The sequence below is a fragment of the Nocardiopsis sp. TRM 82005 genome (assembly GCF_056312425.1).
The window spans coordinates 344,701-371,496 of sequence record NZ_JBWDTQ010000005.1 but is presented as its reverse complement, the minus strand read 5'-3'; the positions used below and the strand labels follow the sequence as shown (position 1 = coordinate 371,496).

Genomic DNA, 26,796 nt, shown 5'->3' with positions numbered 1-26,796 from the left:
AGGTCGGCTGAAAGCGCGGCGGGGTGCTGGGGAAGAGCGCCCCACCGCGCTCGGGCACTCCTACACCCCGTCCATGAGGGCGGGCAGGGCGGACTCGTAGGACTCGCGCAGCTCGGTCAGCGGGATCTCCACGGCGCCGCTCGGGTGGGTGACCGACAGGGCGTCGCCGTCCACGACGCCGATCTGCTCCACCGGCACGCCGTGCTCCTCGGCCAGGGCCACGAGGGCCCCGTCCCCGCCCGGCTCCACCGCGACGACGGCGCGGGCGCCTGACTCGCTGAACAGGGCGGTGAACGCGTCGCCGTCCACGGACACCCGCACGCCGCGGCCCCCGCGCAGCGCCGACTCCGCCAGCGCGACCGCCAGACCGCCGTCGGACAGGTCGTGCGCGGCCCCGACCAGACCGCGCTCGGCGGCGGCGGCCAGCACCTCGCCCAGGGCGGCCTCGGCGGCCAGGTCCACCCGGGGCGGCAGACCGCCCAGGTGGCCGTGGACCGTGTCGGCCCACGCGGAGCCGCCGAACTCCGGCCGGGTCTCGCCCAGCAGGAAGACCAGGGCGCCGTCGGTGGCGAACGCGGTCCTCAGCCGGGTGCGCACGTCGTCGATCACGCCGAGCACACCGATCACCGGGGTCGGGTTGATCGCCACGTCGCCGGTCTGGTTGTAGAAGCTCACGTTGCCGCCGGTCACCGGGGTGCCCAGCTGCTGGCACGCGTCGGCCAAGCCCCGCGCGGACTCGGCGAACTGCCACATCACCCCCGGGTCCTCCGGCGAGCCGAAGTTGAGGCAGTTGGTCACCGCCAGCGGCCGCGCACCCGTCGCGGCGACGTTGCGGTAGGCCTCCGCGTACGCCAGCTGCGTACCCGTGTACGGGTCCAGGCGGGTGAACCGGCCGTTGCCGTCGGTGGCCAGTGCCACGCCCCGGTGGGAGTCGTCGGAGACACGGATCATCCCGGCGTCGTGCGGAGTGGAGACCACCGTGTCCCCGCGCACGTAGCTGTCGTACTGCTGGGTGACCCACGTCGGGTCCCCCACGCCGGGGGCGCCCAGCACCCGCAGCACCTGTTCGCGCAGCTCGGCGTCGGCGGCGGGGCGGGGCAGCTTGCCGACGTCGTCGGCCCGCAGCGCGTCCTGCGAGTCGGGACGCGCGTACGGGCGCTGGTAGACGGGGCCCTCGTCAGAGGCGGTCCGCGGCGGCATGTCCACCACGGTCCGGTCGTGCCAGGTCATCACCAGGCGGCCGCCGCGCTCGGCCTCCTCGGGGGTCACGTCGGTGACCTCGCCGATCTCGGTGGCCAGGATCTGCCACTTGTCGCAGATGGCCAGGAACTCGTCCATCCTCGCGGGCTCGACGATCGCCATCATGCGCTCCTGCGACTCACTCATGAGGATCTCCTCGGGAGTGAGCCGGGGATCGCGCAGCGGCACCCGGTCCAGCTGGACACGCATACCGCCGGTGCCGCCCGCGGCCAGCTCGGTGGTGGCGCAGGACACGCCGGCCGCTCCCAGGTCCTGGATGCCGACGACCAGGTCCTTGTCGAACAGCTCCAGGCTGCACTCGATGAGCAGCTTCTCCATGAAGGGGTCGCCGACCTGCACGCTGGGCCGCTTGGTGTGCGACTCGTCGTCGAAGGTCGCACTGGCCAGCACCGAGGCGCCGCCGATCCCGTCGGGGCCGGTGGTGGAGCCGAACAGCACCACCTTGTTGCCCGGTCCGGGCGCCTGCGCCAACTTGATGTCCTCGTGCCGCATCACGCCCACGCACAGGGCGTTGACCAGCGGGTTGCCGACGTATCCGGCGCCGAATCCGGTCTCACCACCGATGTTGGGCAGGCCCAGGCAGTTGCCGTAGAAGGAGATGCCGGACACCACGCCGGGCAGTACCCGCTTGGTGTCGTCGGCGTCGGCGGGGCCGAACCGCAGTGCGTCCATCACCGCGACGGGGCGGGCGCCCATGGTGAGGATGTCGCGGACGATACCGCCCACACCGGTGGCCGCGCCCTGGTGCGGCTCCACGTAGGAGGGGTGGTTGTGCGACTCGATCTTGAACGTCACCGCGCGGCCGTCGCCGACGTCCACCACACCGGCGTTCTCGCCCATGCCGACGAGCAGCGCCTCGTTCTCGGGCGCCTTCTCCCCGAACTGGCGCAGGTGCACCTTGGACGACTTGTACGAGCAGTGCTCGCTCCACATGACCGAGTAGATGGCCAGCTCGGCGGAGGTGGGGCGGCGGCCCAGGATCTCGCGGACCCGCTCGTACTCGTCCTTGGCCATGCCCAGTTCGGCGTACGGCTGCGGCGTGTCCGGGCTGTCGTGCGCCACGGCGACGGTGTCGAGACCAGGTACTTCAGACATGCGTTGTTCCGTTCGGGTTCTGCGGATGTGAGCCGAGCCGTGGCGTCCGCCGAACGGCGCGGAGGATCGTCGGTCAGGAGCCCGGGGCCTCGCCCGCGTCGCCGAGCATCAGCACCGCGGGGGAGTCGGACTCGTCGTGGGAGGAGGTGTCGGCCAGCATGTAGTCGCCGTTGCTGAGGAAGACCTGTCCCTCGGGCGCGCCCTCGGGCCGCTGCTCCTCCCAGCCGCGTTCGGTGAGGTGGGAGACCACGGTCTCGACGGACTCGCGGGAGTCCTCGGGTATATCCCCGTCCTCGGTCATGAGCATCACCATCCGGACGCACTCGGTCTGCTCGCAGTACACGTCGGCCTCCGGGTCGGAGGCGTACGACAGACCGGACGGGGCCTGGCCGAGCACCTCCTTGTCCGGCGGCGAGCCCGGAGCCTGTCCCCCGTCCTGCTGGCCCTGCCCCTGGCCCTGTGGCGGCGTGGCCACGGGCGCGGACCCGATGGCGTTGAACAGTCCCACCGCGGCGGAGACCACCAGACCCATGATGACCAGTCCGGCGAGGACGAACATCGTCCTCCTGGAACGCAGCAGCGCCATCAACGGCCAAATCCCCTGTTCGGTGTTCGGGTCAGGCGTTCACCGGAGAACCGGCGGCCAGGTGGGTGAGAATCGAGGTGAAGAACCCGAGGCCCTCGGTGGAGGGGCCGGTGAGCGCCTCCACGGCGTGCTCGGGGTGCGGCATGAGGCCGACGACGTTCCCGTGCTCGTTGGCGATGCCGGCGATGCCGCGGCGGGAGCCGTTCGGATTGCCGTCGACGTAGCGGGCCACGATCCGACCGGTGGCCTCCAGCTCGTCCAGGGTGTGCTCGTCGGCGACGTAGCTGCCCTCGCCGCTCTTGAGCACCACCAGGATCTCCTGGCCCTCGGTGTAGGAGCCGGTCCACGCGGTGCCGGTGCTCTCCACACGCAGCACCTGGTCGCGGTTGACGAACCGCAGCGAGGAGTTGCGGGTCAAGGCGCCGGGGAGCAGGTGGCTCTCGCACAGGATCTGGAAGCCGTTGCAGATGCCGAGGACCGGCAGCGCGCCCGAACGGGCGGCAGGGACCAGTTCCGACATCAGCGGGGCGAACCTGGCGATGGCCCCGCAGCGCAGGTAGTCGCCGTAGGAGAAGCCGCCGGGCAGGACCACGGCGTCCACGCCCCTGAGGTCGGCGTCAGCGTGCCAGAGGGAGACTGGTTCGGCACCCGCCAGCGCGACCGCGCGCGCGGCGTCCTTGTCGTCGAGGGAGCCGGGGAAGGTGACGACGCCCACACGGGCTGTCATGAGCACACTCCGAGAGGTTGGGTCGGGTCCATCCCCGCGAGCACGGGGAGCGTTCGGCGAGGAGATGCCGGTGCCTGGCCCCGTCGCTGGGGACGGTGCGTCCGCACTTCGCAGCGTACCCGCTCACCTGTGCTCCGGTACGACGGTGCCCCCTCCTGGGGTCCGCGTCCTTAGAGGATCCTCCTTGTCGGAGGCGCGCCGAGCGCCCGTGCCCGTGTGTGATCCGACAGGGACGGTGGAGCACGTGGAGAGGTGTGGTGTCGGCGACTGCCCCTGTGGCGGGCGGGTACGCGGTGCGATCCGGCGGACCGGCGGTCGGCGGAGCGGGACCCGGCCGGACTCCGCGCGGACGGGTACGCGGAGACGGGCTGCTCAGAGAAGGGCGTAGCGCTGGGCCGGTACCCGTCCGGCGGCCTCCTCCGATGACGAGCCGTCGCACACTGTGAGCCTCTTGCGCAACAGGACCGTCGTGCGCGGTTCCTCCTCGAAGTCGACCTCGTCCATGAGATAGCGCATCAGCAGAATGCCCCTACCCGATTCCGCTTCCAGGCCGGGGAGGGGCATGTGGTCGGCGGTGAACCTTTCGGTCAGCGCCGCGAGATCGGATGTCTTTCCGGTATGGGATATCCGTAGCTCGCACCACCGCACGCCCATCTCGGCCTCGACCATGTAGTCGCGGGCGTGCCCGCCGTGGTCGACTGCGTTGCTACAGGCCTCGGAGACGGCCAGGAGGATGTCGTCGACGCAGTCCTGGCACACTCCCCCGCGGAGGAGGAGGGTGCCGAGGACGTCGCGTGCGACGGAGACCGTGTGCGCCTGCCTGGGGAGGGAGATCGAGAAAACGGCGTCCATTCGTACACCTCTCGTGCTCCGTTGTCGTGTTCAGCCCGGCATGTTAGGAACCTTCCCCGAGGGCGGATGGAGTAAAACGAACAGCCGTGTCCACGAGGGGACACGGCTGGATTTTTCCGGCACTTCTGGTGTGTCGAACACCATGCAAAGAATTTGCCGATTTCCCCGGCTGCGCCGAAAAGCCGCGGACGCCATCACGGGCAGGTGCTCGGTGTGACCCATCTCGCACGCGCGGCCTCGGGAGGGCCGTCGAGCGGACCCGTGGGGACCCGCACCTGCCGGGGGCTCTCCGCCTGAAGCGAAACCGGCGACGGAGAGGACGTCGCCGACGGGCGCGGCCAGGGCCCTCCCTACTCCTCCACGCGGACCTCGTAGTCCTCGATGACGGTGTTGGCGAGCAGGGTCTCGGCCAGGCGGCGGACCTCGTCGAGCCTGGCCTCGTCCACCTCTCCCTCGACGTCGACCTCGAAGCGTTTACCCTGGCGGACCTGCTCGATCCCCTCGAAGCCCAAACGTGAGCAGGCCCCGGCGATGGCCTGGCCCTGGGGGTCCAGGATCTCGGGCTTGAGCATGACGTCAACAACGACGCGGGCCACAGGGTCCTCCACAAGGAAACGGGGGTGCCGCACGTGCCTGCGGCGGGCGGGCCTACCTCTCCGGACTGAACGGGAGGGGGCGACGCAAGCGTACGGCACGTAAGAGTGGGTAGGCGTCCTGACCAGGAAGCGCGCCGCGTCTTTGCCGCACACTGACCAGGGATGGTGACTGTTTCGAAGCTCCAGTGACCCGGATCACGCAGACTGATGTCATCATTGAAAGCACGCGGTGACGTCTAACAGGGTGGAAGTGACCGTCCGGTCGTCCTGAGGGGGAATCTTGACGACTATCGAAATGGACCAGGCCTCCACGACCGGTGAGACCCGCGACGAAGAACAGACTCTGGACTTCGCCACCGAGGTGACACCGTTCGCCGAGCAGCTCTATCCCACGGCTCTGCGGATGACACGAAACCCGGCCGACGCCGAGGATCTCGTACAAGAGACCTTCGCCAAGGCCTTCGCGAACTTCCATCAGTTCCGTGCGGGGACGAACCTACGCGCCTGGCTTTACCGAATCCTGACCAACACCTTCATCAACAGCTACCGCAAGAAGCAGCGCGAACCGCGCCAGGAGACCACCGACGAGATCAAGGACTGGCAGCTCGCCGCCGCGGAGGCGCACACGTCGTCCGGTATGCGGTCGGCCGAGAACGAGGTCCTGGACCACCTGCCGGACTCCGACATCAAGCAGGCACTCGCCCAGCTGCCCGAGGAGTTCCAGGAGGTCATCTACCTCGTCGACATCGAGGGCTACGCCTACAAGGAGGTGGCCGAGCGCATGGGGACCCCGCTGGGGACGGTGATGTCCCGCCTGCACCGCGCCCGCCGCCAGCTCCGCGAGATGCTCTCCGACTACGCACGGGACCGCGGGATGCGCGTCGCCACCGCTCAGTAGGCGCTCCTCCGCCGCCAGGGCGGGTTGAGACAACCCCGCCCCCGAGAGGCACTCCGTACTCCCGGGTCCCCCGTCCCCGCGTCCTTTCCCTCCCGCGTCCGCTGGGCGACCGTCCGACGAAGCCCGGTTTCCACGCTCCTCACCCGGTTTCCACACTCCTCCACGGCCACACCAGCACCTTCGGCATGCCTGGACGGCCCTGCGCGGCGGGGGCCGTCCGCGCGTTGTGCGCCCGTTGCCGGGCGGTGTCCACGACGTGGCCGACAGCTCTTGCCAATGCTAGGAAGCCCTGGTAACCGCCTTGCGGAACGGTCGGGGATCATGGGTCGCGCAGCTGAAAAGGTGACGCTGAGGGCTTGCGCTCTCCATGGTGAGGTCTGTCACGATATGGGGAGGGCTGTCCACCCTTACCCACCACCCCGGGGAGGGGCGGACCGTGATTCGGCCGATCAGCGTTCACCCACGCGAATTCGGCCCCGAGAACCCGAGGAGCGACGTGTCGGATACCACCGTGCACGAAGAACCGGAGCTTATCCAGCTCCTTACACCCGAAGGGGAGCTGGCGGGGCACCCCGACTACCCCCTGGACATCAGCGCGGAGGAAATCCGTGCCCTCTACCGTGACCTGGTCCTGGTACGCCGGGTCGACAGCGAGGCCGTATCCCTCCAGCGCCAGGGCGAACTGGGCCTGTGGGCCTCACTGCTCGGCCAGGAGGCCGCGCAGATCGGCTCCGGACGCGCGCTGCGCGACAACGACATGGCGTTCCCCTCCTACCGCGAGCACGGCGTCGCCTGGTGCCGGGGAATCGAACCCAAGGAACTGCTCGGAATGTTCCGCGGTGTCACCAACGGTGGCTGGGACCCCCATGAACTGGGCTTTCACCTGTACACGATCGTGATCGGCAGCCAGGCGCTGCACGCCACCGGCTACGCCATGGGCGTCCAGCGCGACGGCGCCGTCGGCGACGACGGTACGGCCGTCATCTCCTACTTCGGCGACGGGGCCACCAGCCAGGGCGACACCAACGAGGCGTTCAACTTCGCCTCGGTCAGCAACGCCCCCGTGGTCTTCTTCTGCCAGAACAACCAGTGGGCCATCTCCGAGCCGCCGGAGCGCCAGGCCCGCGTTCCCATCTACCGGCGCGCCGCCGGCTTCGGCTTCCCCGGTCTGCTCGTGGACGGCAACGACGTCCTGGCCTGCCTGGCCGTGACCCGCGCCGCCCTGAACAACGCCCGCGAGGGCAACGGCCCCACACTCATCGAGGCGTTCACCTACCGGATGGGCGCCCACACCACCAACGACGACCCCACCCGCTACCGCGCGTCGGCCGAGTTGGACGAGTGGAAGGCCAAGGACCCGATCCTGCGGGTGCGCCGCTACCTGGAGCGGAGCGGTCTGGCCGACGAGGAGTTCTTCGCCTCCGTCGACGCCGAGGCCGAGAAGCTGGGCGAGCGGGTACGCACCGAGTGCCGTGCCCTTCCCGACCCCGAGCCCCTCGACATCTTCCACGAGGTCTACGCCGAGCCCAACGTCCACATCGACCAGCAGCGGTCCGAGTTCGCCGACTACCTGGCCTCCTTCGAGGGCGTGGGCGCGGAAGGAGGCCGCTAGGCCATGGGAACCAACCTCACCATCAGCAAGGCCATCAACGCGGGCCTGCGCGCCTCCATGGAACACGACTCCAAGGTCCTGGTCATGGGGGAGGACGTCGGCAAGCTCGGCGGCGTCTTCCGGGTCACCGACGGCCTGCACAAGGACTTCGGCGCCGGCAGGGTCATCGACACCCCGCTCGCCGAGTCCGGCATCGTCGGCACCGCGATCGGCATGGCCATGCGCGGCTACCGGCCCGTGGTCGAGATCCAGTTCGACGGCTTCTTCTTCCCGGCCACGAACCAGACCTTCACCCAGCTGGCCAAGATGCGCCGCCGCTCGGCCGGCAAGCTCAGCGTTCCCCTGGTCATGCGCATCCCCTACGGCGGCGGCATCGGCGCCGTCGAGCACCACAGCGAGTCCCCCGAGGCGTACTTCACGCACACCTCGGGTCTGCGCGTGGTGACGGTCGCCAACCCCGAGGACGCCTACTGGATGATCCAGCAGGCGGTGCGCTGCGAGGACCCGGTCATCTTCCTGGAGCCCAAGCGGCGCTACTACGAGAAGTCCGAGGTCGACACCGAGGCCTCCATCACCGAGGCGGCCCCCCTGGGCGCTGCCCGCGTGGCCCGCTCCGGCACGGACGTGACCCTGCTGGCGTACGGCCCCATGGTCAAGACCGCACTCCAGGCGGCCGAGGCCGACACCGACCACTCCGTCGAGGTCATCGACCTGCGTTCGCTGTCCCCGGTGGACTACACGACCCTGTTCGCGTCGGTGCGAAAGACCGGGCGCCTGGTCGTGGCCCACGAGGCGCCGCTGTCCGGCGGACTCGGCGGTGAGATCGCCGCCAGGGTCACCGAGGAGTGCTTCTACCACCTGGAATCGCCGGTGATCCGTGTTGCCGCCTTCGACACGCCGTATCCGCAGTCGCGTCTTGAGGAGCACTACCTTCCGGACCTTGACCGCGTTCTGGACGGTGTTGACCGGGCGTTCGCGTACTAGGGGATCGGGGAAACCGAAGGACATGGCGATTCACAAGAGCGAGCCCGCCACCGGCGGCGTGCAGTCGTTCAAACTGCCCGACGTCGGTGAGGGCCTGGTCGAGGCCGAACTCCTCAGCTGGTACGTCAAACCAGGTGACGAGATCGAGGTCAACCAGATGATCTGCGAGATCGAGACCGCCAAGGCGGTCGTCGAGCTGCCGAGCCCGTTCGCGGGCACGGTGCGGGAGCTGCTGGCCGAGGAGGGCCAGACGGTGGAAGTGGGCACGGTGATCATCACCGTGGACGACGGCACCGGCGGCTCCTCCGCCGACGAGGAGGCTCCGGCCACCGAGGAGCGGGAGAAGCCGCTGGTGGGCTACGGCGAGAGGGCGGCCGCCACCCAGCGCCGCCCGCGCCGCCGTCCGGCCCCTTCCGGAGCGGAGGCGCCGCCCGTGCCCAGGCTCACCGAGCCCGCGCCGGCGAACACGCCCGCCGTGGAGGAGACCGGCCCCGGGCCGGTACCGGCGTCGGGACGTCCGCTGGCCAAGCCACCGGTGCGCAAGCTGGCCAAGGACCTCGGCGTGGAGCTGGCGTCGGTCACCCCCACCGGGGAGGGCGGCATCGTCACCCGTGAGGACGTCCGGGCCGCGGCCGAGGCCGCCCAGGCCCCGGCGGCTCCGGAAGCGGATGCGGCGCCCCGGACCGACCGCGCCGCGCGCGAGCGGCGCGTGCCCGTCAAGGGCGTGCGCAAGCACACGGCGGCGGCGATGGTCAACAGCGCGTTCACCGCGCCGCACGTCACCGAGTTCCTACAGGTGGACGTCACCAGGACGATGGAGGCCGTCGCGCGCCTGCGGGAGCGGCCCGACTTCGCCGACGTGCGGGTGTCCCCGCTGCTGCTGGTGGCCAAGGCCCTGCTCATGGCGATCCGGCGGCACCCGGAGGTCAACGCCTCCTGGGACGAGGACAACCAGGAGATCGTGGTCAAGGACTACGTGAACCTGGGGATCGCGGCGGCCACCGAGCGCGGCCTGGTGGTGCCCAACGTCAAGGACGCCGACGCCATGGCCCTGCCGGAGCTCTCTGCGGAGCTGAAGCGGCTGACGGAGACCGCGCGCTCGGGCAAGACCAGCCCGGCGGACATGTCCGGCGGCACCATCACCATCACCAACGTCGGAGTGTTCGGAGTGGACGCGGGAACCCCGATCATCAACCCGGGCGAGGCCGCGATCCTCGCCTTCGGGCAGATCCGGGACATGCCGTGGGTTCATGAGGGTGAGCTCACGGTCCGCAAGGTGACGACGTTGTCGCTGTCCTTCGACCACCGCATGGTCGACGGGGAGCTGGGCTCCAAGGTGTTGCGCGACATCGGTATCGCCCTGGAGGACCCGGAGCTGACCGCCCTGGCCTGGGGCTGAGTCCAGCCGAAGCCTGTCCGTCCCCTGGGGCCCGGCCCCGGGGCGGGCGGGTCCGCCCCCGCCCCCGTCGAGGGGCGGGCGGCGCTTTCCAGGAGCCCGTCAGGGCGCGAAGAGGGGCCGGTGCGACGAACTCGCACCGGCCCCTCTTCGCGAGGAGAGCCCGTCCCCCAAGGGGGCGAGGGACGGACCCCGTGCCTTCAGTGTTCCCCGCGCGACTTTTATCGACACATGGCGCTTCGTTGCCCTGATCCGAGTCCGGACCCGGGTCCGGATCGGACCGACGGACCGCTCCGTCGGATCCAGAACCAACAGGGTGTTGCCGGAGTCTCATGGGGTGTTGGAAACGAGAGTCGAGGAGAACCCCCATGACCGCACGACAGCACGACACCGCATCGCGGGCGCTCGCCGTGTCCGCGGCCGTGACGGCGTCCGCGCTCGCGTTGTCGGGTTGCGGTGTCGTCCGCGACCTCACGGGCAGCCGCGAGGAGGCCCCCTCCGTGGAGGAGGCCGAGGAGGCCGAGGAGATCGAGGAGACCGAGAAGGCCGACCCCCGGGAGGAGCCCGTGGAGGTCGCCTTCCCCTACACCCGCGAGGGCCCGATCTTCCAGGACACCGGCCAGGACTCCACCCTGCGCTTCTCCATCACCGGACTGGAACGCACCGACGACTACACCGTCATGTACTACGAGCGCACCTACGTTGACCACTTCGAGGGCACCAACCGCAGCCTGGCCATGGAGAACACCCTGGTCGACCCGGTCAGCGGCCGGGCCTACCGGTCCCTCCGGGACGGGGAAGGCGACTCCTACGGCTCCGTCTCGCCCCGGACCAGCGGCTTGTACCCCGTCGAGGTGGACGCCACGAACCAGTACCGGCGGTACTTTCCGCGCCTGCCCGACGAGGTTCGCCAGATCACCTTCGTCGGCAGCGGCCTGGGCGCGATGACCGGTATCCCGGTGGAGGACGTGGAGGAGGAACAGCCGGACCCCGAGGATCCCAACGGCGCCGACCTGGTGGTCGGTGGCCCGGAGGCCGGTGAGACGGTCGAGTTCGAGAACCGGCGGCCCGAGCCCGGGGCCGAGGAGTGGATCGGGGAACTGGAGAGCTTCGTGGACTCCGACGTGGCCTCCACCACCCGTGACGGCGACACCGAGACGGTCGCGTTGAAGTCGGACGTGATGTTTGACTTCGACTCGGCGGAGCTGACCGGTGAGGCCGAGGAGGTCGTCCGTCAGGCCGCCATCTCCGTGGAGCGCAACATCGACCCGGACAACCGGGATATCACCGTGATCGGCCACACCGACGGCCACGGCACGGACGACCACAACCAGGAGCTGTCCGAGGAGCGTGCCGAGACCGTCCGCGACGTCTTGGAGGAGGAGCTGGACGGTGACTACTCCTTCGAGTTGGAGGGCCGCGCGGCGAACGAGCCGGTCGCCGAGGAGGGCGGCCCCGACGACGAGGAGGCACGGGCCCGCAACCGCAGGGTCGAGTTCGCGTACGAGGTGGACCGGTCCTCCGACCGCGATTCCACCAGCGGCCGGGAGGAGGGCGCGCTGGGCTCCAGCGAGCGCAACGTGTTCCCGCCCGCGGACTTCCTCGCGGAGGACGACGCCGAGGTGGTGGCGACCGAGACCGACGGCGACGTCCGGCTCGACGTTCACCCGCTCCGCCGCGACGGCGCCTACGTCGTCAGCACCGTGTCGCTGACCAACACCGGCGACGAACCGGTCACCCCCGACATGGGAGGTGAGGACGCCGTCTCGCCCGGAGGGCCGACCGACTTCAGCGAGGGCGCCCTGGGCGGGTTCCAACTGCTGGAGCCGGACACCGACCTGGTCCGCTACGTGACGCGGATGAGCTTTGGCGGTGACGCCTACGCGGGCTTCGCCGAGGAGGTCCACCAGATGCAGCCGGGCAACAGCTACCAGCTGGTCGCGGTGTTCGCCGCCCCGCCCTCGGAGGTGGAGGAGCTGACGCTGCGCGCAGGTCCGTTCGGCGAGATCGAGGGGGTGCCCTTCGGGGAGTAGGGAGCACGGCCGGGACCCCGTGGGCGGACGGGGCCCGGCTACCCGAGCAGGAACGTGACGGTGAACAGCACCGGGATGGTGAGGAAGGTGGTCAGCAGCACCACGTCGCGGACCATCACCTCGCCGGTGCGGTACTGGGTGGCGTAGTTGAACACGTTCTGGGCCGTGGGCAGGGCCGCCAGCACCACCACGGAGAACAGGGTGAAGGCGTCCAGGTCGAAGACCAGTGCGCCCAGCGCCCACGCCGCCAGCGGCTGGAGCACGGTCTTGAGCACCACGGCCACCACGACCGGTACGCGCTCGGGGCCACGGCCGGGGAGCGCGCTGCCGTGCAGGGAGATCCCGAAGGCCAGCAGCATCGCCGGGACGGCCATGCCGCCGATCAGTTCGAAGGGCTCCATCAGGGGCGCGGGGGGAGTCCAGCCCGAGGCTGATACGGCCACGCCCGCGACGGAGGCGATCACCACGGGGTTGCGGACCGGGGTGCCGAGCGCTCGCCGCAGGACGGGGCCCACACCGCGCACGTCGCCGTCGGCCAGGTCCAGGATGGTGAGTGCGACCGGAGCCATGACCAGGAGCTGCGTCAGCAGGATGGGCGCGACCAGGGACGCGTCACCGAGGACGTAGACGGAGATGGGGATGCCGAGGTTGCCCGCGTTGACATACGCCGACGCGAGCGCGCCGACGGTGGTCCGACCCACGCCCCAGCGCCGCACCAGCCCGAGGGCGATGAAGGCGAGCGCCACGGCGGCCACGCTGAGCACGCTGACCAGGACCGGGGCGGACACCAGCACGGAGAGGTCGACGTCGGCCAGGATCGTGAACAGCAGGGCGGGGCTGGCCACGTAGAAGGCGAGCCTGGTGAGCACCTCCTTGGCCCCCGGTCCCAGGAGGGGGAGCCGTCCGAGCATGTAGCCGATGACGACGACGCTGGTGATGACACCGAAACCGATCAAGACCCCGGACAAGGGGCGCCCCCACTACGAACACGCGACACGACCGCGAAGACGCTATCCGAGGTTGCTTCATAACGATACGTCGCAGGTCACACCATTCCGGTCAGACAGGGCCTGGCGCCGTGGTGCCGTGGTGCCGGGCAGCGCGTGGGGATCCCGCGGCGGGCGGCGGGGTTTCGCCCCCCGGAACTGCAGGAAGAACAACAAGCCCGTCTGGAACTCGGCGTTCAGTCCTCGGCGGGAGGGCTGGGCTCGTCGGAGGGATCGGCTTCCTCTTCCTCCTCCGCCGCTTCCTCGGCGGCCTCCTCCTCGGCCTGACGCTCGGCCTCGGCCTCGGCCCGGTCCGCGGCGCGGGTCGTGCACACCTGCTCGGCGGCGGCCGCGGAGCCCTCCACGGCGACCACCGTGAAGCAGTACTCCATGACCGTGTCGTCCGTGACGATCTGCGCGGACACCACGCCGGGGCCGGTCCGGGCCACGGTGAGCGGGTCGTGGCCGCTGGGGCCACCCAGTACGAAGAACGAGGCGGTACCGCCGCTGTTGTCGGTCCAGGTCAGCTCGACGGCGCCGAGGTTGTCCGCCAGCGCGATCCCCGACGGAGCTGAGACCTCGGGCGGTGCCGTGGGCTCCACGACCTGCTCGGCGGGCTCCTCCTCCGCCACCGGCTCCGGCGAGGGCTCCTCCTCGGCGGCCGTCACCACCGGGGCCCGGGAACCGGCCGCGGCGAACACGCTGGCGACACTGGTGACCAACAGGATGCCGCACACGGTCACGGCGATGTGGAGGTGGCGGCGCCACCGCGCCTGGTCCTGTGCGGGCTCGTGCAGGGGGCCCCAGTCGGGGGAGACGTCCTCAGCCGCCGCCGGATCCTCGTCCACGGGCAGGAAGGAGGACTCGGCGGTGCCGGTCCAGCCCTCCAGACGGGACCAGGCGCGCAGCGGGGAGATCTCCTCGCCGCGCAGTTTGGCCATCATGATCTCGGCGGTGCCGCCCGCGTCGGTGGCCGGGAGCCTGCTCCCCTCCACCCCGGTGGGCCGGCGCGGGAGGTCGCGGTGCTCCGTGCGGGGGGAGGACCGCTGGTCCGGTGGGGCCGAGGGGACGTGCGAGGTCTGCGGCCCCGAGGGCGGGAACCACGCCGCGGTGGGAGAGGCCTGCGGCCCGGAGGACGGAGCGCGGGGGGACGGGGGTTCCGCGTCCGCCGTGGGCCGGGGTTCGGGAGGTGCCGGGGGAGAGGTCCGGGGACCCGGCTGGGGGGTGTGCGCCTCGGGAGCCGCAGGAGAGGTCCGGGGCTCCGTCCGGGGGGTGCCCGCCTCCTCTCCGGGGCCCGCCTGGACGGCGTACGGAGGGGGCGGGAACTGTGCGCCCGAGGTGGGGACCTGGGCGCCCGCGGGGGCTTGGGCCCCCGGCACCGGTTCCTGGGCACCGCTGAGCGGATTCTGGCCCCCGGTCGCACCGGGCAGTGTCGTCGCGGGCCTGGAGGTACGCGCCTGCTCGAAGGCCGAGGCGAAGGCCGCCGGTGTCTGGTAGCGCTCCTCCGGCAGCTTGGAGAGCGCGCGGCTGAGCACACCGCGCAGTTTGCGGGAGATGTCGGAGCGGGGGACGGGCCTGGGAGACTGCGTCAGCACCCGCTCCGCGTAGGCTCCGGGGTCGAACGGGCTCCCGTCCGTGGCGGAGAAGGGCGTGTGGCCCACCAGCATCGTCCAGATGGTGGACGCCAGTTGGTAGACGTCGGAGGCGGGCGTGCGCGGCTCTCCCCGCAGCGCCTCGGGCGCGGAGTGCAGGAACGACTCCATTCCCGGGCTGGGCGGGGCGAGGGCCTCACCGGACCGGTGGACGGAACCGAAGCCGGTGAGCACCGGTGTCCGACCCGCCCGCAGGATGTTGCCGGGGCAGACGTCGTTGTGCAGCAGCCCACGGCCGTGCATCGCGCCCAGGGCCGCCGTCACACTCCGGGCGACGGCCGCGGCCTCCTGGATCGGCGCGGGTCCCCGCCGGGCGAGCATGTCGCCGAAGGAGCCGTCCGCGTAGAACGGCAGCACCACGAACAGGTCGCCGTCGGCGGTGGTCCCCGCGTCCAGCAGGGGGACCACGCCGGACACCCCGTTGAGGTCGCGCAGCTGGTCCAGCTCGGCGCGGCCCAGGGGCTCGGGTAGGACCTTGAGGACGACGTCGGCCCCGCTCGTGGAGCGGGTCGCCCGGACGATCCGGGCTCGGCGCCCCCGGCGGAGCAGGGCCGGGGTGTCGTACCCGGGCGCCCACGAGACGTGCTCGGAGCCGGACATGAGAGAGCGACCCCCTGAGTGGTGTTCGTGGTGGAGGATGCCCCGTCGGAGAGAGAGGGGCGGCGCCGGGTGCTAGGGAAGCGGGAGCGCCTCGGTGAGCGGGCCCTGGCCCACCTGCTGGCGGATGCCGAACCCGCGCTCCTCGTTGACCTCCTGCTGTTTGCCGAAGGCCCCGATGAGGGCGATGACCCCGCAGATCAGCGCGACGAGGATGAGCCCGCCGATCACCGCGGGCCACACCTGCTGGCGGCGGCGCCAGTACCGGCTCGAACCGTACAGCAGGGCCGAACGCAGCTGGCGGTGCCGCAGGGCGTCCGCCTGGAGGACGTACTTCTCCTCGTTGGGCGTGTAGTGGAACGCCTCGGGGAGTTGCGGCTCCGGATCTGCGGGGGCGGACGGCGGGGGTGGGGACGACATCGTCGTTCAGCTTACTAGAACAGTCCGTCGAGGTAGCGGGTCAGCCGCTCGTAGTTGTCCGCGGTACTGCTGGTCGCGGAGATCACCTTGGCGAACGCGGCGTTGACCTCGGAGAACTGGGCGTCGAATTCGGTGGCCTTGGCCTGGAACTGGGAGCTGCCGGAGCCCTCCCACTGGCTGACGGTGCTCTCCGACTGCTCGTTGATCTGGCTCATGATGGCCGAGAAGCGGCCGAGGTGGGCCTGCTGGTCCTCGGCCATGCCCTGTAGGCCGGAGACATCGCCGTAAACGTCGAACTGGGCACCCATGGGAAAGGCCTTTCTCGCGAAGTTCTGGGGGAGGGGGGAACGCTCAGGCGTTGACCGGGCGGGAGAGGCCGCCGAGGTCGCTTCCGGCCTGGGAGAAGTCGGAGCTGGAGTCGGAGTCGGTGACGTTGAACTGCTGCTGGCCCTCGCTCAGCTTGATGCCGTTCTGGCTGCACCAGGTCATCAGTTCGTCGAAGCGCTCGGTGAGCTGCTCGCGGGCCTCGCGGAAACGTGTGAGCGACTCGCCCTGGAGGGAGTCGGCGTCGTTGGTCATGTCCTGGATGAGCTGGTTCATCTGGGTTCGGATGCCATCGGACTCCTGCCCGAGCTGCTCACTGCCCGTCGCGAGACTGTTGACGTTTTCAAGACCGACGTGTGACATCTGGACCTTTCCCGGGAGTTCTGGGGTGAAGGCTCCACCTCCGGGCCGTGCGCACTCGGGGATTCGTGTGGCCACGGTAAAGAGGGGAGATTATGGACGATAGTAAGGATCTCATCTCTCGGTCAACGGAGGGGCGCACTTCGTGACACCGGGGACGAAGTGATGATTCTCCTCGCCCGGCGGGTGAACCCGACCGCCCGGCCGGGCATCGAAAGGCGCGAGGCGGGTCGCCTGGCGCTCCTGCCCCGGTCGTGCGGGGCGGCGCCTCCGGCCGACCGCCGGCAGCCGGGCGCGCCCGCGGCGGGGATTGGCCACTTCCGGCCACGGCGGCGGGGGAGCCGGCCTCCGGGGCGGCTCCCGTACGCGTGACGACACGAGCACACGCCCACGCGGCGTGTCATGGGCCGGAGCCCTCCTCGGGACTCCCGCCCGGGTCGGAGACCACCGGCTCCCGGACCCAGCGCACCGCCAGGGGCCACCCGTCCATGGAGGCGTCGTGGAACCGGGGAAAGGCCTCCTCGGTCCCGGTCACCGTGCCCTCCTCCAGGTCCGCCCGGAACCAGGACTCGCCGGCCTGGAGCAGGACCGCGTCGCGCTCGGGCGCGGGCGCGTACTGCACCACCGGACCGCCGCTCTCCTCCAGGAGCCGGACGGCCGTGTGGCCCTCCCCCTCCACCGTCACCAGGTAGGCGCCCGCCGGAACCTCCCCGCCTCCGGCGCCGTCGGGGCGCATCAGGGCGGTGCCCCCGCCCCACACCAGGGAGTCGTCGAAGGTCTGCCACTGCCCGTCGGTGACGTTGAGGGTCGCGTTGACGACGCTCCCCGCGGTCTCCCGGACCACGAGGCCGCCCTCCCCGGAGGCGTTCTTCTGCTGGGTCGGCACGCTGTTGCGGATGTGCAGTGCACCGTCGGGGGTGAGCGCCCAGTCGCTGGGCCGCTGGTTCTCCCCCAGCGCCAGGCTGCCCTCCTGGTTGGGGGTGCCCGCGGGAGCCTCCAACGGCACTGACAGCACCTGGGGCGGGGCGCCGTCCTGCGTGTTGTCGGAGACGAACCAGAGCCGCTCGCCGTGGATGACCGGCTGGGACAGGACCTCGTTCGCCGAGGGGGTGACGGAGTCGACCGGCTGGTAGGAGATTTCCTCCGCCTCGGACTCCTCCGGATCGGTGAGGACGGCGATGTGCACGGCGTTGGGCTCCGTGGTCGCGTAGGCGAAGAACGTCCAGTCCTCGGAGAACTGGGAGTGCACGTGCAGCCCCGGGGCCATCGGGTCGACGGCTCCCTCGGGCAGCCCGATCCGGTGCACCGGCTGCCCGGTCCCGGGATCGTGGAAGACCAGGACCTGGTCGGTCTCCGGGTCCCCGCCCTCGAAGCCCCGGTGCAGCAGGGCCAGCCCGGACAGCCCTTCCTCGGCCAGTTCCTCCACGGTCTCGGCGGGACCGTCGGAACCGCTCGGCGTGCTCGTGCAGGCGGTGAGGGCGAGCAGGCACACGGCCGGGATCAGGGCGGGGGCACGCCGCATGGAGCTGCCTTTCGGGGGACGACGGGGACACAGGGGGTGGGATCAACCCAAGGGTGCCATGGTTCGATTCGGGACGTTGGATGCCGGGGACCCGCTCCGGGGGCGGCGGAGGCCCCTTGGACACGCCGCTCCCGTGCACGTGGACGTGCCAGGCCAGCGGACCGGCCGGTGGCCGGAACCGGCCACGCCGCCTCGCCCCGGTGGCCGCATCCGGCCATACCGGGGAGGACGACGGCCCTCCGGACGCCCGCAGGACCCGTCCCGGGTCACGCGGGCGGCTCGCTCCACCCCACCTGGACCAGGTCCGGACGCTGTCCGCGGCGGGTCATCTGGGCGCGTCCGACGGGCAGCTGCTTGGACACCGTGCCGTTGGCCAGACGCCCCTCCATCCGGTCCCCGGAGAACAGCATGCCGGGTGTGGCCATGTCGCTCAGCGCTTGCAGCACCGGCTCGAACATGGCCCGTGCCGAACCGCCCGTGCGGCGTGCCGCGATGATGTGCAGACCCAGGTCGGAGCCCTGCGGGATGAACGGAGCCAGCGGCGCGAGCGGGTTCGACCGCGCCCCCAGCATGTCCATGTCATCCACCACGATGTACAGGTCCAGCCCCTGCCACCAGCTGCGCTCCCGCAGCTGCTTCGGGGTCACGTCCGGGCCGGGCAGGCGCTCCTTCAGCGAACCGGCGAGGTTGGCCGCGACCGCCTTGGCCTGGTCCGCGCTCGTGCAGTACGCCAGCAGGTGCTCCTCGGGCACCAGCTCCAGGTGGCTGCGCCGGAAGTCCACCATGACCACGCCGATCTCGGTGGGCGGGCGCTGCACGATCTGCTTGACCAGCCCCCGCAGGAGCGCGGTCTTGCCGGTCTGCGGATCGCCGAACACCATCAGGTGCGGGTCCCGCTCCAGGTTCGTGGTGGCCGGTGCCAGCGTGCTCTCGGCCATGCCCAGCACCAGCTCGGCACCGCGTCGGCCCCTCGGTGTCCGGCGGCCCTTGAGCAGGTCGGCGAGTTCCACCTTGGCGGGCAGCGTCTTGACACCCTGGACGGCCTTCTGCGGCCACCGCTCCTCGACCCGTTCGACCAGGTCGCGGATGCCGTCGGTGACGTCCTTGTCGCTGGCCTCGCCGTCCACACGCGGCAGTGCCACGTGAGTGTGGTGCTCCTCGGAGGTCAGACCGCGTCCGGGGGTGTCCTTGGGCAGCGCGTCGGCGACCTTACGGCCGATACCCGAGTCCATCGGGTCGCTCAGCCGCAGCTCGAACCGGCCGCCGAACAGTGCCTGTAGCCGTGACCGGACCTGCGAGGACGCGGCGCCGGTCAGGATCGTGTGCACGCCCAGGGACGGGCCGCGCGTGGCGATGTCCATCAGCACCTCGTCGGCCTCGTCGAAGGTGTCGCGCACCGAGGACCAGCCGTCGATGATCAGGAACAGGTCGCCCACCACGCTCGCGGGGACCTTGCCGTCGGCGCGCGCCTGGCGCAGTGCGTCGGGGGAGTCCAGCTTGTACTTGCGGAACACGCGCTGGCGCCGCTCCAGCTGGGTGCGCACGTCCACCAGTACGCGCTGCGCCTTCTCCGGGTCGGCCCGGCCGGCCACACCCGCCACGTGCGGCAGGTCCTCCATCGCCTGGAGCGCGCCGCCGCCGAAGTCGATCGCGTACACGCCCACCCGGCCCGGCGGATACCGCCACGCCAGGCTGGCGATCACCGTGCGCAGCATCGTCGACTTGCCTGACTGGGGGCCGCCCAGGACGATGACGTTGCCGTCGGCGCCGGTGAAGTCCATCTCGGCGGGGACGACCTTCTGCTCCCTGGGGATGTCGGTCAGGCCGATGACCGCCCGCATGTCCGACGGCCCGGGCTCGGTTCCGGCGCCCTCCAGGTCCTCGCCCTCGCCCAGGTCGGTCAGCACCCTGTCGAGCGTGAGCAGCTCCGGCAGCGGCTCCAGCCAGATCGGTCGGACCTTGTCCGCGCGCGATGCCACCAGCTGGTCCACGGTGACCTGGAGCGTGGTGCGCTTCTCCTCCTTGGGCTTGGACTCCTCGCTCTTGGCGCGCATCGACTCCACGATCGAATCCACCAGCGAGCCCGATCCGGTCACCCTGTTCAGCCCGTTGTAGGACAGCAGCGGGAGCACCGGCTCCTGCTCCTCCTTCTCCTCCTCGACCGGCGGCTCGTAGGGCTGTGACACCATCGCGGCCTTGAACCGCTCGAAGACCGAGGTGTCCACCTTCAGGTAGCCCGAGCCCGGCTCGGGCGGCAGGTGGTAGGCGTCGCCCACACCGATGGCCTCGCGGCTCTCCGCCTCGGAGAACGTGCGCAGGCCCACGCGGTAGGACAGGTGCGATTCCAGGCCCTTGAGCTTGCCCGATTCCAGGCGCTGGGTGGCCAGCAGCAGGTGCACGCCGATCGACCGGCCGATCCGGCCGATGGCCACGAACAGCTCGGCGAAGTCCGGGTGCGCGGTGAGAAGTTCGGAGAACTCGTCGATGATGATCAGCAGGTGCGGCAGCGGCTCCAGCTCCGGGCGGTCCTCCCGGGCGGCCTCGTAGGCGTGCAGGTTGGGCAGGTTGCCCGCGTCCTTGAGGATCTTCTGGCGGCGCACCAGCTCGCCGAAGGTGGCCTCCCGGAACCGCAGGACCAGCGAGTCGTCGTCGGCCAGGTTGGTGATCAGTCCGGCGCTGTGCGGCAGCCGGTCGGTGTCGGCGAAGGTCGCACCGCCCTTGAAGTCCACCAGCAGCAGGGCCAGAGACTCCGGCGAGTGGTTGATGACCAGTGACGCCACCATGGTGCGCAGCATCTCCGACTTGCCCGAACCCGTCGCGCCGACCACCAGGCCGTGCGGGCCCATGCCGCCGAACGCCGACTCCTTCAGGTCCAGCTGGACCGTGTTGCCGCTCGGACCGACGCCGATCGGCACCCGCAGGTAGTCACCGGTGCTGCGCCTGCGCCAGGTCCGCCGGGTGTCCAGCCGGGCGACGTCGGGTACCCCCAGGATCTCCGGAAGGCCGACGGTGGCGTGCATGGCGTCGTCGCTGTCGGTGACGGCGATGCCGTACGGAGCCAGGATGCGGGCCAGGGCGGTCAGCTGGGCGACGCTGGACCGGTCCGCCCGGCCCTCGACCGGCGGGTGCGGGGAGTCCTCGCTCGCGCGGGGGTTCTCGGTGTCCTCGGACAGCGTGCCGTCGGCGCTGATGTTCAGCCGCAGGTCCACCGCCTCCGGCTCCTCACGCCGGTCCGAGACCAGGGCGATCACGTGGATGCCCAGGTCGGCCAGGGAGGTCACGGGAGGCTCGGCGTGCAGGCCGGACAGGGTGGACTGGTACTCGCCGTCCAGGACGACGACCAGGCGTTGGGTGCCCGGACCGGGCGGGGCGCCCCGGCGCCGTTGCAGGTCGACGGTACGCCGTTCGATCTCGTCGGAGAGCAGTTCGGCGATCTGCACGGTGTTCACCGACACGAACCGGGCCGGCATCGGCCCGTCCTCGGCGTCGTCGAAGGTGTTGTGCGGAAGCCACTTCAGCCACTCCCACCGGGGGCGCGCCTTGTTGTCGCGCACCACGCCGATCCGCAGGTCGTGCGGGGAGTGGAAGGTGGCCATCTGCGCGATGAGCGAGCGGGCCAGCCCGCGCCCGGCCTCGCGGTCGCCGACGATCGAGACCACGCCGTGTTCGCGCAGCGGGACGATCAGCGGCATCTCCGGCACGTTCGCGTACAGCTCGATGAGCTGGTCGGCCGAACTCTGGCAGACGGGGTCGTAGACGATCAGCGGCGACGAGGTGTCGACCTTGAGTTTGAGCCGCCGTGCCAGGGGACGCGTCCCGGAGCCCGCGCGCAGGTCCAGGAAGTCCGGGTCGGAGGCACGCCGCTCCCAGCGGCGTGCCCGGGACCGGGCCGGGTCGGTGAGCAGCTTCGGATCGGGGTGGCGGAACGCGTTGTCGGCACGCTGGGTGGAGGCCACGTCACGGACGATCTCGCGCAGTTGGTCGAGGTAGTCGACGTAGCGCTCACGCTGCTCCCGGATGCGCTTACGCGGGCCGTTGTGCTGGGAGACGAACATGATGATGCCGACGACCACGCTGGCCATCATGATCATCACGCCCGCCACGGCCATCAGCGGCCGGTGCCCCATGGTGATGGACATCAGCAGGGAGCCCGATCCGGTGATGATCGGCATGATGATCATCGCGCCGGAACTCGACGCGGGCGGGTTCTCCGGCATCTGCGGCGGGGTCGCGATGACGAGCGGAGTGTTCCCGGGGGCGTTCGGAACGCTTCGAGCCGGGCGGGGGACAGGTCTCGTCGCCACAGGGATCTCTTTCGGTCCGCCTACGGGGGCTGGTGTCTGGGTGACTACGCTATGAATGATCTCGCGATCCCCGCGAATCGCCTAATTCGCGTCCGTCCCGACCCCCGAGGGCGACAATCGCCCGTGATGACGACAAAGGAACCATTGGTGTGAGTGGATACTGCCGGGTCACGGTCACCGGGCCGGAACGCTGGGCCGATCTGGCACTTCCCGGAACGGTTCCCGTGGCCACCCTGATGCCGCGCATCATCGAGGTCTGTGCCCCCGACGAGGAGGGCACCGAGCCCGCGGCGTGGGCGCTGAGCACCGTGAACGGCGCCTCGATCCATCCGGACGAACCGCTGGAGAACGCGGACGTCTACGACGGAGACGTGCTGGTGCTGGACCGCCACACGGCTCCGAGCAGGCCCGCGCACGTGGACGACGTCCGCGGCGCGGTCGAGGACCGCGTCGACGAGACCGCGCGCATCTGGAACCCGACGACGACGCTGTCCTTCGGGTTCCTCGTCGCGGCGATCGGCCCCTTGGCGATGCTGGGGCTGATGATGTGGCTGAGCCCGTCCACCGGACACCTGGGGATCGCCTCGGGGGGAACCCTGTTCACCGTCGCGGTGATGCTGCTCGCCGCCCGCAGGCCCCTGCCCGCCGTCGCGCACACGCTGTTCGCGACGGCCTGCGTGTGGGGCGCGGTCACCTCCGTGCTCGCAGCGAAGCTGGTGACCAGTACGGACCCGATGGTGATGGCGGCCTTCGCGCTGTGCGGAGCGCTGCTGGTGGCGGTGGTCGGCTGGGCGATGCACGAGACGGGTCTGGCCTACATCTCCGGGCTCGGCGTGGTCGTGGTGGCGGTCGGCGTCCTCGTGGCGGTGGGGATCTTCGTGGAGCCGGTGCAGGGCGTCCGGTCCATGGGGCTGGTCCTGGCGCTGTGCGTGGGCGCGCTGCCGCGCGTGGCGATGGTGATGGGCGGGCTGTCCGGGCTCGACTACGAGGTGGGGCGCTCGGGACAGGTCCCCACGGAGCGGTTCGAGGACACCTTCGGCAACACCGACCGGCTGCTGCTGGGCATCATGCTGGGCACGGCGGTCAGCGGCGGTGCGGTCACCGTGCTGCTGGCCCGTCTGGCCACGGGCCTGCCCGACCTGCTGCTGTGCGGGCTGCTGTCGTTGCTGCTGGTGTTGCGCTCACGGTTGTTCGACCGGATCCGTCATGTGCTGCCACTGCGCGTGGCCGGTGTGCTGGGCGCGGGCGCGACGGGTGTCGCGGCCGTCGGCGAGTACGCGTTCCTGGCGCCGTGGCTGCCGCTGGCCGCGCTCGTGGTGGGGGCCGTGGTCGGCGTGCTGAGCTGGGTACGGCTGACCGACGTGCCGCGGGCCTCGCTGCGCCGCATCCTCAACTGGGTGGAGGTCCTGGTGATCATCGCGATGTGCGCGGTGTTCGCGTGGGGGATGGGCCTGTTCGATCTCGTGCAGCGGATGTCCATGTAGGGGCGGTGGCGTTCTTGCCCGCGCGTTCCGGAGCGGACGCGCGGAGGTCCCGATGCACACGCCTTCGAGGAAGGGGTGTGTGAACCCGCGGACGTCACCGTTCGGCCGGGAGGTACTCCCGAGGGGCGACTGTCCGCCGAGGTGGCTTCCACAACGTTCACGAGTGCCCGAGACACAGGCGCTCCCAGTATCAGAAGTGGAGATTCCATGGCTGGTGAAGCTGGTTCGAACCCCTATGACTCTATGAGCGAAGTGGCCAAGGCCGAGGCGATGCTGGAGTCGATGATCTATCTCGGGATCGATTTCGAAGGTGCCGTCGAGGACCTGAACGGCGCGGTCTCCTCGTACGTCAAGTCCGGGTTGAGGGACTACTCGGACAACACCATGGAGAACCTCGGTGCCGTGGTCCAGAACGGGATAACCCTGGCTGGAAACGTCGAGGGCGCGAACACCTCGATTCTCGACACGGACCACGAGAGCTCCGGAGAAGTGCAGGAGGGCTTGGAGGCCCTGGACATTCCGATCAACTTCTAGGTATGAGCACAAGGTAGGTCAGACCATTGAAGTGCTTCAGGACGGCAGAAGGTTTCGGCTATGGGTATCTCTGACATGTCCTTGGGGCTTCCGGCGGATATCGACGCGGACGTCTCGACCATCGAGAGCAAGTGCGAAACACTCGACCGTATCTGCTCCACGATGATGGGGCGGGCACACGACACCGACGGCCACTTCCATGACGCCGCAGGCGAGTTCACCGATGCCGTCGCCTGGGATCTCAGTTCCGCCTCCACGACCGAACTCGCCAAGTGGGAGGAGACCTCAGGGGCCCTGACCTACGGCGCGGCGACCCTGCGGATGTGGGCCGAGGACATCGGTACGTACCGCTCTACGAGGGGGGAACTCCAAGAACGCTGGAATACGGCCAAGTCGTCAGCCCGGTTCAGGGTCGACAACCCCGTCCTCAGCAACCCGGCTGATCCGCTCGGCGGCCTGGTCGCCTCCTGGGTGACGGACCCGGAGGCGGCGGAGGTCGAGGCACTCGAGGAACTGAGAACCCAACTCCTGGGAGAGCACTCCACCGCCTGGGACACGCTGATGGATCGGGCGGAGCAGACGGAGAAGGATCTACGCGACGGCCCCAGTGCGGACAGCCTGGAGCGGATGATCGATGCCGGCCACCTGGGCTGGCGGCATGTCGGGCTCCTTCCTCCGGGCCACCCGCCGCCGCTGTCGGAGGAGGAGGGTGCGGAGGCCGCCGAGGAGCTCGAGGAGTACCTGAACGACCCGGAGGGTTACGAGGGTGACATCGCCGAGGTGCTGGCGATGCTCACCGTCGTCACCGGCGCCGGGCCCGGATACCAGAAGAACGGCGGCCAGCCCCCGGCCGACCACATGGACTTCCTGGAGGCCTTCTACGAGGGTTTCGAGGACACCCTCGTCAACGTCGGTGGCCCCCGTGGCGTGCTCGGTGTCGTGGACCTGCTGGAGAACGGCGAGGGCATCGACGACGAGATCCGGGCCGGTTTCCTCGGCTCGATGGGCGAGGGCCTCATGATGCTCTCGGACGAGAGCCTCTTCGGGGGCTACGACCGGCTCCCCGAGAGCGTGCGCAGGGCCGCGGAGGGCCCCTCGCTGATGGACCCGGACGAATTCGAGCACTACGACTTCAACACGTGGTCCTCCGAGGCCGGCGCGTTGGAGACCCTTCTGGGCAGCGCAGACCCGGACATGCGCGCGGGCGTGGACCTGTCCGCGACGCTCACCTTGTCGATGGGGCACTACGCGGGCGGTGGTGAGAACGTCGTCGACGCCTGGCTCGGCGAGGAGGACACGCTTTCTCTCGTGGAGATCGCCAGCCGTAACCACGACGCTATGCACGACATCTTCACGGGGGAGTACGAGCATCCCAACTTCGTCGGTGAGAACGGGGAGTTCAAGGAGAACTCCGTCGACCAATCCCACCAGGAAGTGATCAATCGGGCCATCGAGGGCCTCTACACCCATGAATGGAACGATGACGGGGCGACACTCCGAGATATGACGGATTGGATCGCCGAAGAGGCGGACAGCGATGATCCGTACGAGGTGGACAGGTCGGAGAGGGCGTTCATCGGCCTGGTCGACACCTTCACGAGCGACTACATGCTGGAAGCTCTCTCGTCCACCGGTCATGATGTGGAGGCCAGTTTCGAGGTGGAAGGCCGAGACGGCGAGCCTGAGGAGAAGACCTTCGAGTGGAAGGACGTCGCAATGGGGCACCTCAACCCGGAGGCAGCTGACAGTATGGCTGGGATCTTCGAGGCCTACATCGACGCCTTCGCTGATGATGAGATCCTCGGGGCGGATGACAAGATCGATTCCTCCGTTGACACAGGACACGACGGAAGCGGTGACTACGCCGTTTCGTTGGGAGACAGGCGTGGCTTCATTCAGCTGATCGCGGGAAGCTCCGATGCCTTCGAACGTGTGGTGGATGCTTCCACGCAGTACACGAATGAGTCCCTGGAATCTTATATGAACACCCATGACGGGTATCCGGACGTGAACCACGCCGTGCGATCCGGCCTCCTGTGGAATGCGGTCGAGACGGGTTTCTCCAGTGAGGTGGAATCGCGCCTGGAAAATCACACCGCTGAGTTGGGCAGCGAGAAGAACCAGCGTGCATTTGCTGTTGATATGACTGCAACATTTATTCCCAATCCCCAGGCGGCTGAAGCCTTCAAATTCGTGTCGAAGGAGATTATTGACCAGGTGGTGGACACGGAACACCTGTCCAAGGAGGAACTCGCTGAACTTTCCGGCCTCCCCGGAGGGGTGACCGAGGCTGAGGTTCAGCTCCATGCTATGGACGGGCTTGAGAACAGTGATGAGTGGGGCGGGCCTCAGCCGCCACCATCGATGAAAAGCGAAGAAGGGGAGTTCGACCCGACTACCGATACTTGGGGATACGCAGGGAATACCGAGGGGCGGTCGGGAAGGCAGGAGTACTTCGAAGGTATTCGCTACGAATCCTGGCCTGGTGCTGAGAACGGCAAACCGGTGGAGGACGTCGTGGAGGACTTCGTCGATATGTTCGGTACCGGCTACGGGGCTCAGAGATCGGAGTAG

General features: G+C 69.8%; 20 protein-coding genes. 8 read left to right on the top strand and 12 right to left on the bottom strand.

Going from position 1 to position 26,796, the window contains the following annotated elements; all coding sequences use genetic code 11:
• Positions 1–60: 60 nt before the first annotated feature.
• The 5 genes from purL to purS all read right to left on the bottom strand — a co-directional run bounded on the left by purL (position 61) and on the right by purS (position 5,116).
• Positions 61–2,355 (bottom strand): phosphoribosylformylglycinamidine synthase subunit PurL, encoded by a 2,295-nt coding sequence (purL, locus tag AC0T5L_RS04150; RefSeq protein WP_476163990.1) that lies wholly within the window; start codon positions 2,353–2,355, stop codon positions 61–63.
• Positions 2,356–2,428: 73 nt separating this feature from the next.
• Entirely contained in the window at positions 2,429–2,941 is a 513-nt protein-coding gene (locus AC0T5L_RS04145) for a hypothetical protein (protein ID WP_476163989.1), read from the bottom strand.
• 31 nt (positions 2,942–2,972) lie between these two features.
• Positions 2,973–3,668: a phosphoribosylformylglycinamidine synthase subunit PurQ gene (gene purQ, locus AC0T5L_RS04140; protein ID WP_476163988.1), complete on the bottom strand. Its 696-nt coding sequence runs from the start codon at positions 3,666–3,668 to the stop codon at positions 2,973–2,975.
• 372 nt (positions 3,669–4,040) lie between these two features.
• A complete protein-coding gene (locus AC0T5L_RS04135; protein WP_476163987.1) occupies positions 4,041–4,520 on the bottom strand; it encodes an ATP-binding protein in 480 nt (159 codons plus the stop codon).
• A 350-nt stretch (positions 4,521–4,870) separates the two neighbouring features.
• Complete coding sequence (gene purS, locus AC0T5L_RS04130) at positions 4,871–5,116, bottom strand: phosphoribosylformylglycinamidine synthase subunit PurS (protein WP_476163986.1); 246 nt, start codon at positions 5,114–5,116, stop codon at positions 4,871–4,873.
• Positions 5,117–5,396: 280 nt separating this feature from the next.
• Here purS and AC0T5L_RS04125 point away from each other — a divergent pair, with 280 nt between their 5' ends.
• The 5 genes from AC0T5L_RS04125 to AC0T5L_RS04105 all read left to right on the top strand — a co-directional run bounded on the left by AC0T5L_RS04125 (position 5,397) and on the right by AC0T5L_RS04105 (position 12,039).
• The gene (locus AC0T5L_RS04125; protein WP_476163985.1) at positions 5,397–6,014 is read left to right on the top strand and encodes a sigma-70 family RNA polymerase sigma factor; all 618 of its coding nucleotides are present in this window, start codon (positions 5,397–5,399) and stop codon (positions 6,012–6,014) included.
• A gap of 496 nt (positions 6,015–6,510) precedes the next feature.
• Entirely contained in the window at positions 6,511–7,626 is a 1,116-nt protein-coding gene (gene pdhA, locus AC0T5L_RS04120) for a pyruvate dehydrogenase (acetyl-transferring) E1 component subunit alpha (protein WP_476163984.1), read from the top strand.
• A 3-nt stretch (positions 7,627–7,629) separates the two neighbouring features.
• Positions 7,630–8,610, top strand: coding sequence for an alpha-ketoacid dehydrogenase subunit beta (locus tag AC0T5L_RS04115; RefSeq protein ID WP_476163983.1), 981 nt, complete (start codon positions 7,630–7,632; stop codon positions 8,608–8,610).
• Between the two features lie 22 nt (positions 8,611–8,632).
• Positions 8,633–10,009, top strand: coding sequence for a dihydrolipoamide acetyltransferase family protein (locus tag AC0T5L_RS04110; RefSeq protein WP_476163982.1), 1,377 nt, complete (start codon positions 8,633–8,635; stop codon positions 10,007–10,009).
• 365 nt (positions 10,010–10,374) lie between these two features.
• Positions 10,375–12,039, top strand: a complete 1,665-nt coding sequence (locus AC0T5L_RS04105) for an OmpA family protein (RefSeq protein ID WP_476163981.1) — start codon at positions 10,375–10,377, stop codon at positions 12,037–12,039.
• Between the two features lie 38 nt (positions 12,040–12,077).
• Here AC0T5L_RS04105 and AC0T5L_RS04100 read toward each other — a convergent pair whose 3' ends face one another.
• The 7 genes from AC0T5L_RS04100 to eccCa all read right to left on the bottom strand — a co-directional run bounded on the left by AC0T5L_RS04100 (position 12,078) and on the right by eccCa (position 22,135).
• Positions 12,078–13,007, bottom strand: coding sequence for an AEC family transporter (locus AC0T5L_RS04100; protein ID WP_476163980.1), 930 nt, complete (start codon positions 13,005–13,007; stop codon positions 12,078–12,080).
• 215 nt (positions 13,008–13,222) lie between these two features.
• Entirely contained in the window at positions 13,223–15,277 is a 2,055-nt protein-coding gene (locus AC0T5L_RS04095; RefSeq protein ID WP_476163979.1) for a serine/threonine protein kinase, read from the bottom strand.
• 72 nt (positions 15,278–15,349) lie between these two features.
• Positions 15,350–15,694 carry a hypothetical protein gene (locus AC0T5L_RS04090; RefSeq protein ID WP_476163978.1) on the bottom strand — a complete coding sequence of 115 codons (345 nt, stop codon included), beginning with the start codon at positions 15,692–15,694 and terminating at the stop codon, positions 15,350–15,352.
• 14 nt (positions 15,695–15,708) lie between these two features.
• On the bottom strand, positions 15,709–16,002 hold the full coding sequence (locus AC0T5L_RS04085) for a WXG100 family type VII secretion target (protein WP_476163977.1): 294 nt from the start codon (positions 16,000–16,002) through the stop codon (positions 15,709–15,711).
• A 43-nt stretch (positions 16,003–16,045) separates the two neighbouring features.
• Positions 16,046–16,381: a hypothetical protein gene (locus AC0T5L_RS04080; RefSeq protein ID WP_476163976.1), complete on the bottom strand. Its 336-nt coding sequence runs from the start codon at positions 16,379–16,381 to the stop codon at positions 16,046–16,048.
• Positions 16,382–16,778: 397 nt separating this feature from the next.
• Entirely contained in the window at positions 16,779–17,900 is a 1,122-nt protein-coding gene (locus tag AC0T5L_RS04075) for a hypothetical protein (protein WP_476163975.1), read from the bottom strand.
• Positions 17,901–18,166: 266 nt separating this feature from the next.
• Positions 18,167–22,135, bottom strand: a complete 3,969-nt coding sequence (gene eccCa, locus AC0T5L_RS04070) for a type VII secretion protein EccCa (protein ID WP_476164098.1) — start codon at positions 22,133–22,135, stop codon at positions 18,167–18,169.
• A gap of 218 nt (positions 22,136–22,353) precedes the next feature.
• Between eccCa and eccD the strand changes: the two genes are divergently transcribed.
• From eccD to AC0T5L_RS04055, 3 genes are all read left to right on the top strand, one after another.
• A complete protein-coding gene (eccD, locus tag AC0T5L_RS04065) occupies positions 22,354–23,688 on the top strand; it encodes a type VII secretion integral membrane protein EccD (protein WP_476163974.1) in 1,335 nt (444 codons plus the stop codon).
• Positions 23,689–23,931: 243 nt separating this feature from the next.
• Complete coding sequence (locus AC0T5L_RS04060) at positions 23,932–24,222, top strand: hypothetical protein (RefSeq protein WP_476163973.1); 291 nt, start codon at positions 23,932–23,934, stop codon at positions 24,220–24,222.
• A gap of 60 nt (positions 24,223–24,282) precedes the next feature.
• Positions 24,283–26,796 carry a TPR repeat domain-containing protein gene (locus AC0T5L_RS04055; protein WP_476163972.1) on the top strand — a complete coding sequence of 838 codons (2,514 nt, stop codon included), beginning with the start codon at positions 24,283–24,285 and terminating at the stop codon, positions 26,794–26,796.

What these genes read in the sequence shown, in the direction of transcription:
- AC0T5L_RS04080 (WP_476163976.1), bottom strand. Translation starts at nt 16,381, where the DNA reads ATGTCACACGTCGGTCTTGAAAACGTCAACAGTCTCGCGACGGGCAGT.
- AC0T5L_RS04145 (WP_476163989.1), bottom strand. Translation starts at nt 2,941, where the DNA reads ATGGCGCTGCTGCGTTCCAGGAGGACGATGTTCGTCCTCGCCGGACTG.
- purL (WP_476163990.1), bottom strand. Translation starts at nt 2,355, where the DNA reads ATGTCTGAAGTACCTGGTCTCGACACCGTCGCCGTGGCGCACGACAGC.
- AC0T5L_RS04090 (WP_476163978.1), bottom strand. Translation starts at nt 15,694, where the DNA reads ATGTCGTCCCCACCCCCGCCGTCCGCCCCCGCAGATCCGGAGCCGCAA.
- AC0T5L_RS04135 (WP_476163987.1), bottom strand. Translation starts at nt 4,520, where the DNA reads ATGGACGCCGTTTTCTCGATCTCCCTCCCCAGGCAGGCGCACACGGTC.
- AC0T5L_RS04115 (WP_476163983.1), top strand. Translation starts at nt 7,630, where the DNA reads ATGGGAACCAACCTCACCATCAGCAAGGCCATCAACGCGGGCCTGCGC.
- AC0T5L_RS04075 (WP_476163975.1), bottom strand. Translation starts at nt 17,900, where the DNA reads ATGCGGCGTGCCCCCGCCCTGATCCCGGCCGTGTGCCTGCTCGCCCTC.
- AC0T5L_RS04105 (WP_476163981.1), top strand. Translation starts at nt 10,375, where the DNA reads ATGACCGCACGACAGCACGACACCGCATCGCGGGCGCTCGCCGTGTCC.
- AC0T5L_RS04110 (WP_476163982.1), top strand. Translation starts at nt 8,633, where the DNA reads ATGGCGATTCACAAGAGCGAGCCCGCCACCGGCGGCGTGCAGTCGTTC.
- AC0T5L_RS04095 (WP_476163979.1), bottom strand. Translation starts at nt 15,277, where the DNA reads ATGTCCGGCTCCGAGCACGTCTCGTGGGCGCCCGGGTACGACACCCCG.
- purQ (WP_476163988.1), bottom strand. Translation starts at nt 3,668, where the DNA reads ATGACAGCCCGTGTGGGCGTCGTCACCTTCCCCGGCTCCCTCGACGAC.
- AC0T5L_RS04085 (WP_476163977.1), bottom strand. Translation starts at nt 16,002, where the DNA reads ATGGGTGCCCAGTTCGACGTTTACGGCGATGTCTCCGGCCTACAGGGC.
- AC0T5L_RS04060 (WP_476163973.1), top strand. Translation starts at nt 23,932, where the DNA reads ATGAGCGAAGTGGCCAAGGCCGAGGCGATGCTGGAGTCGATGATCTAT.
- AC0T5L_RS04055 (WP_476163972.1), top strand. Translation starts at nt 24,283, where the DNA reads ATGGGTATCTCTGACATGTCCTTGGGGCTTCCGGCGGATATCGACGCG.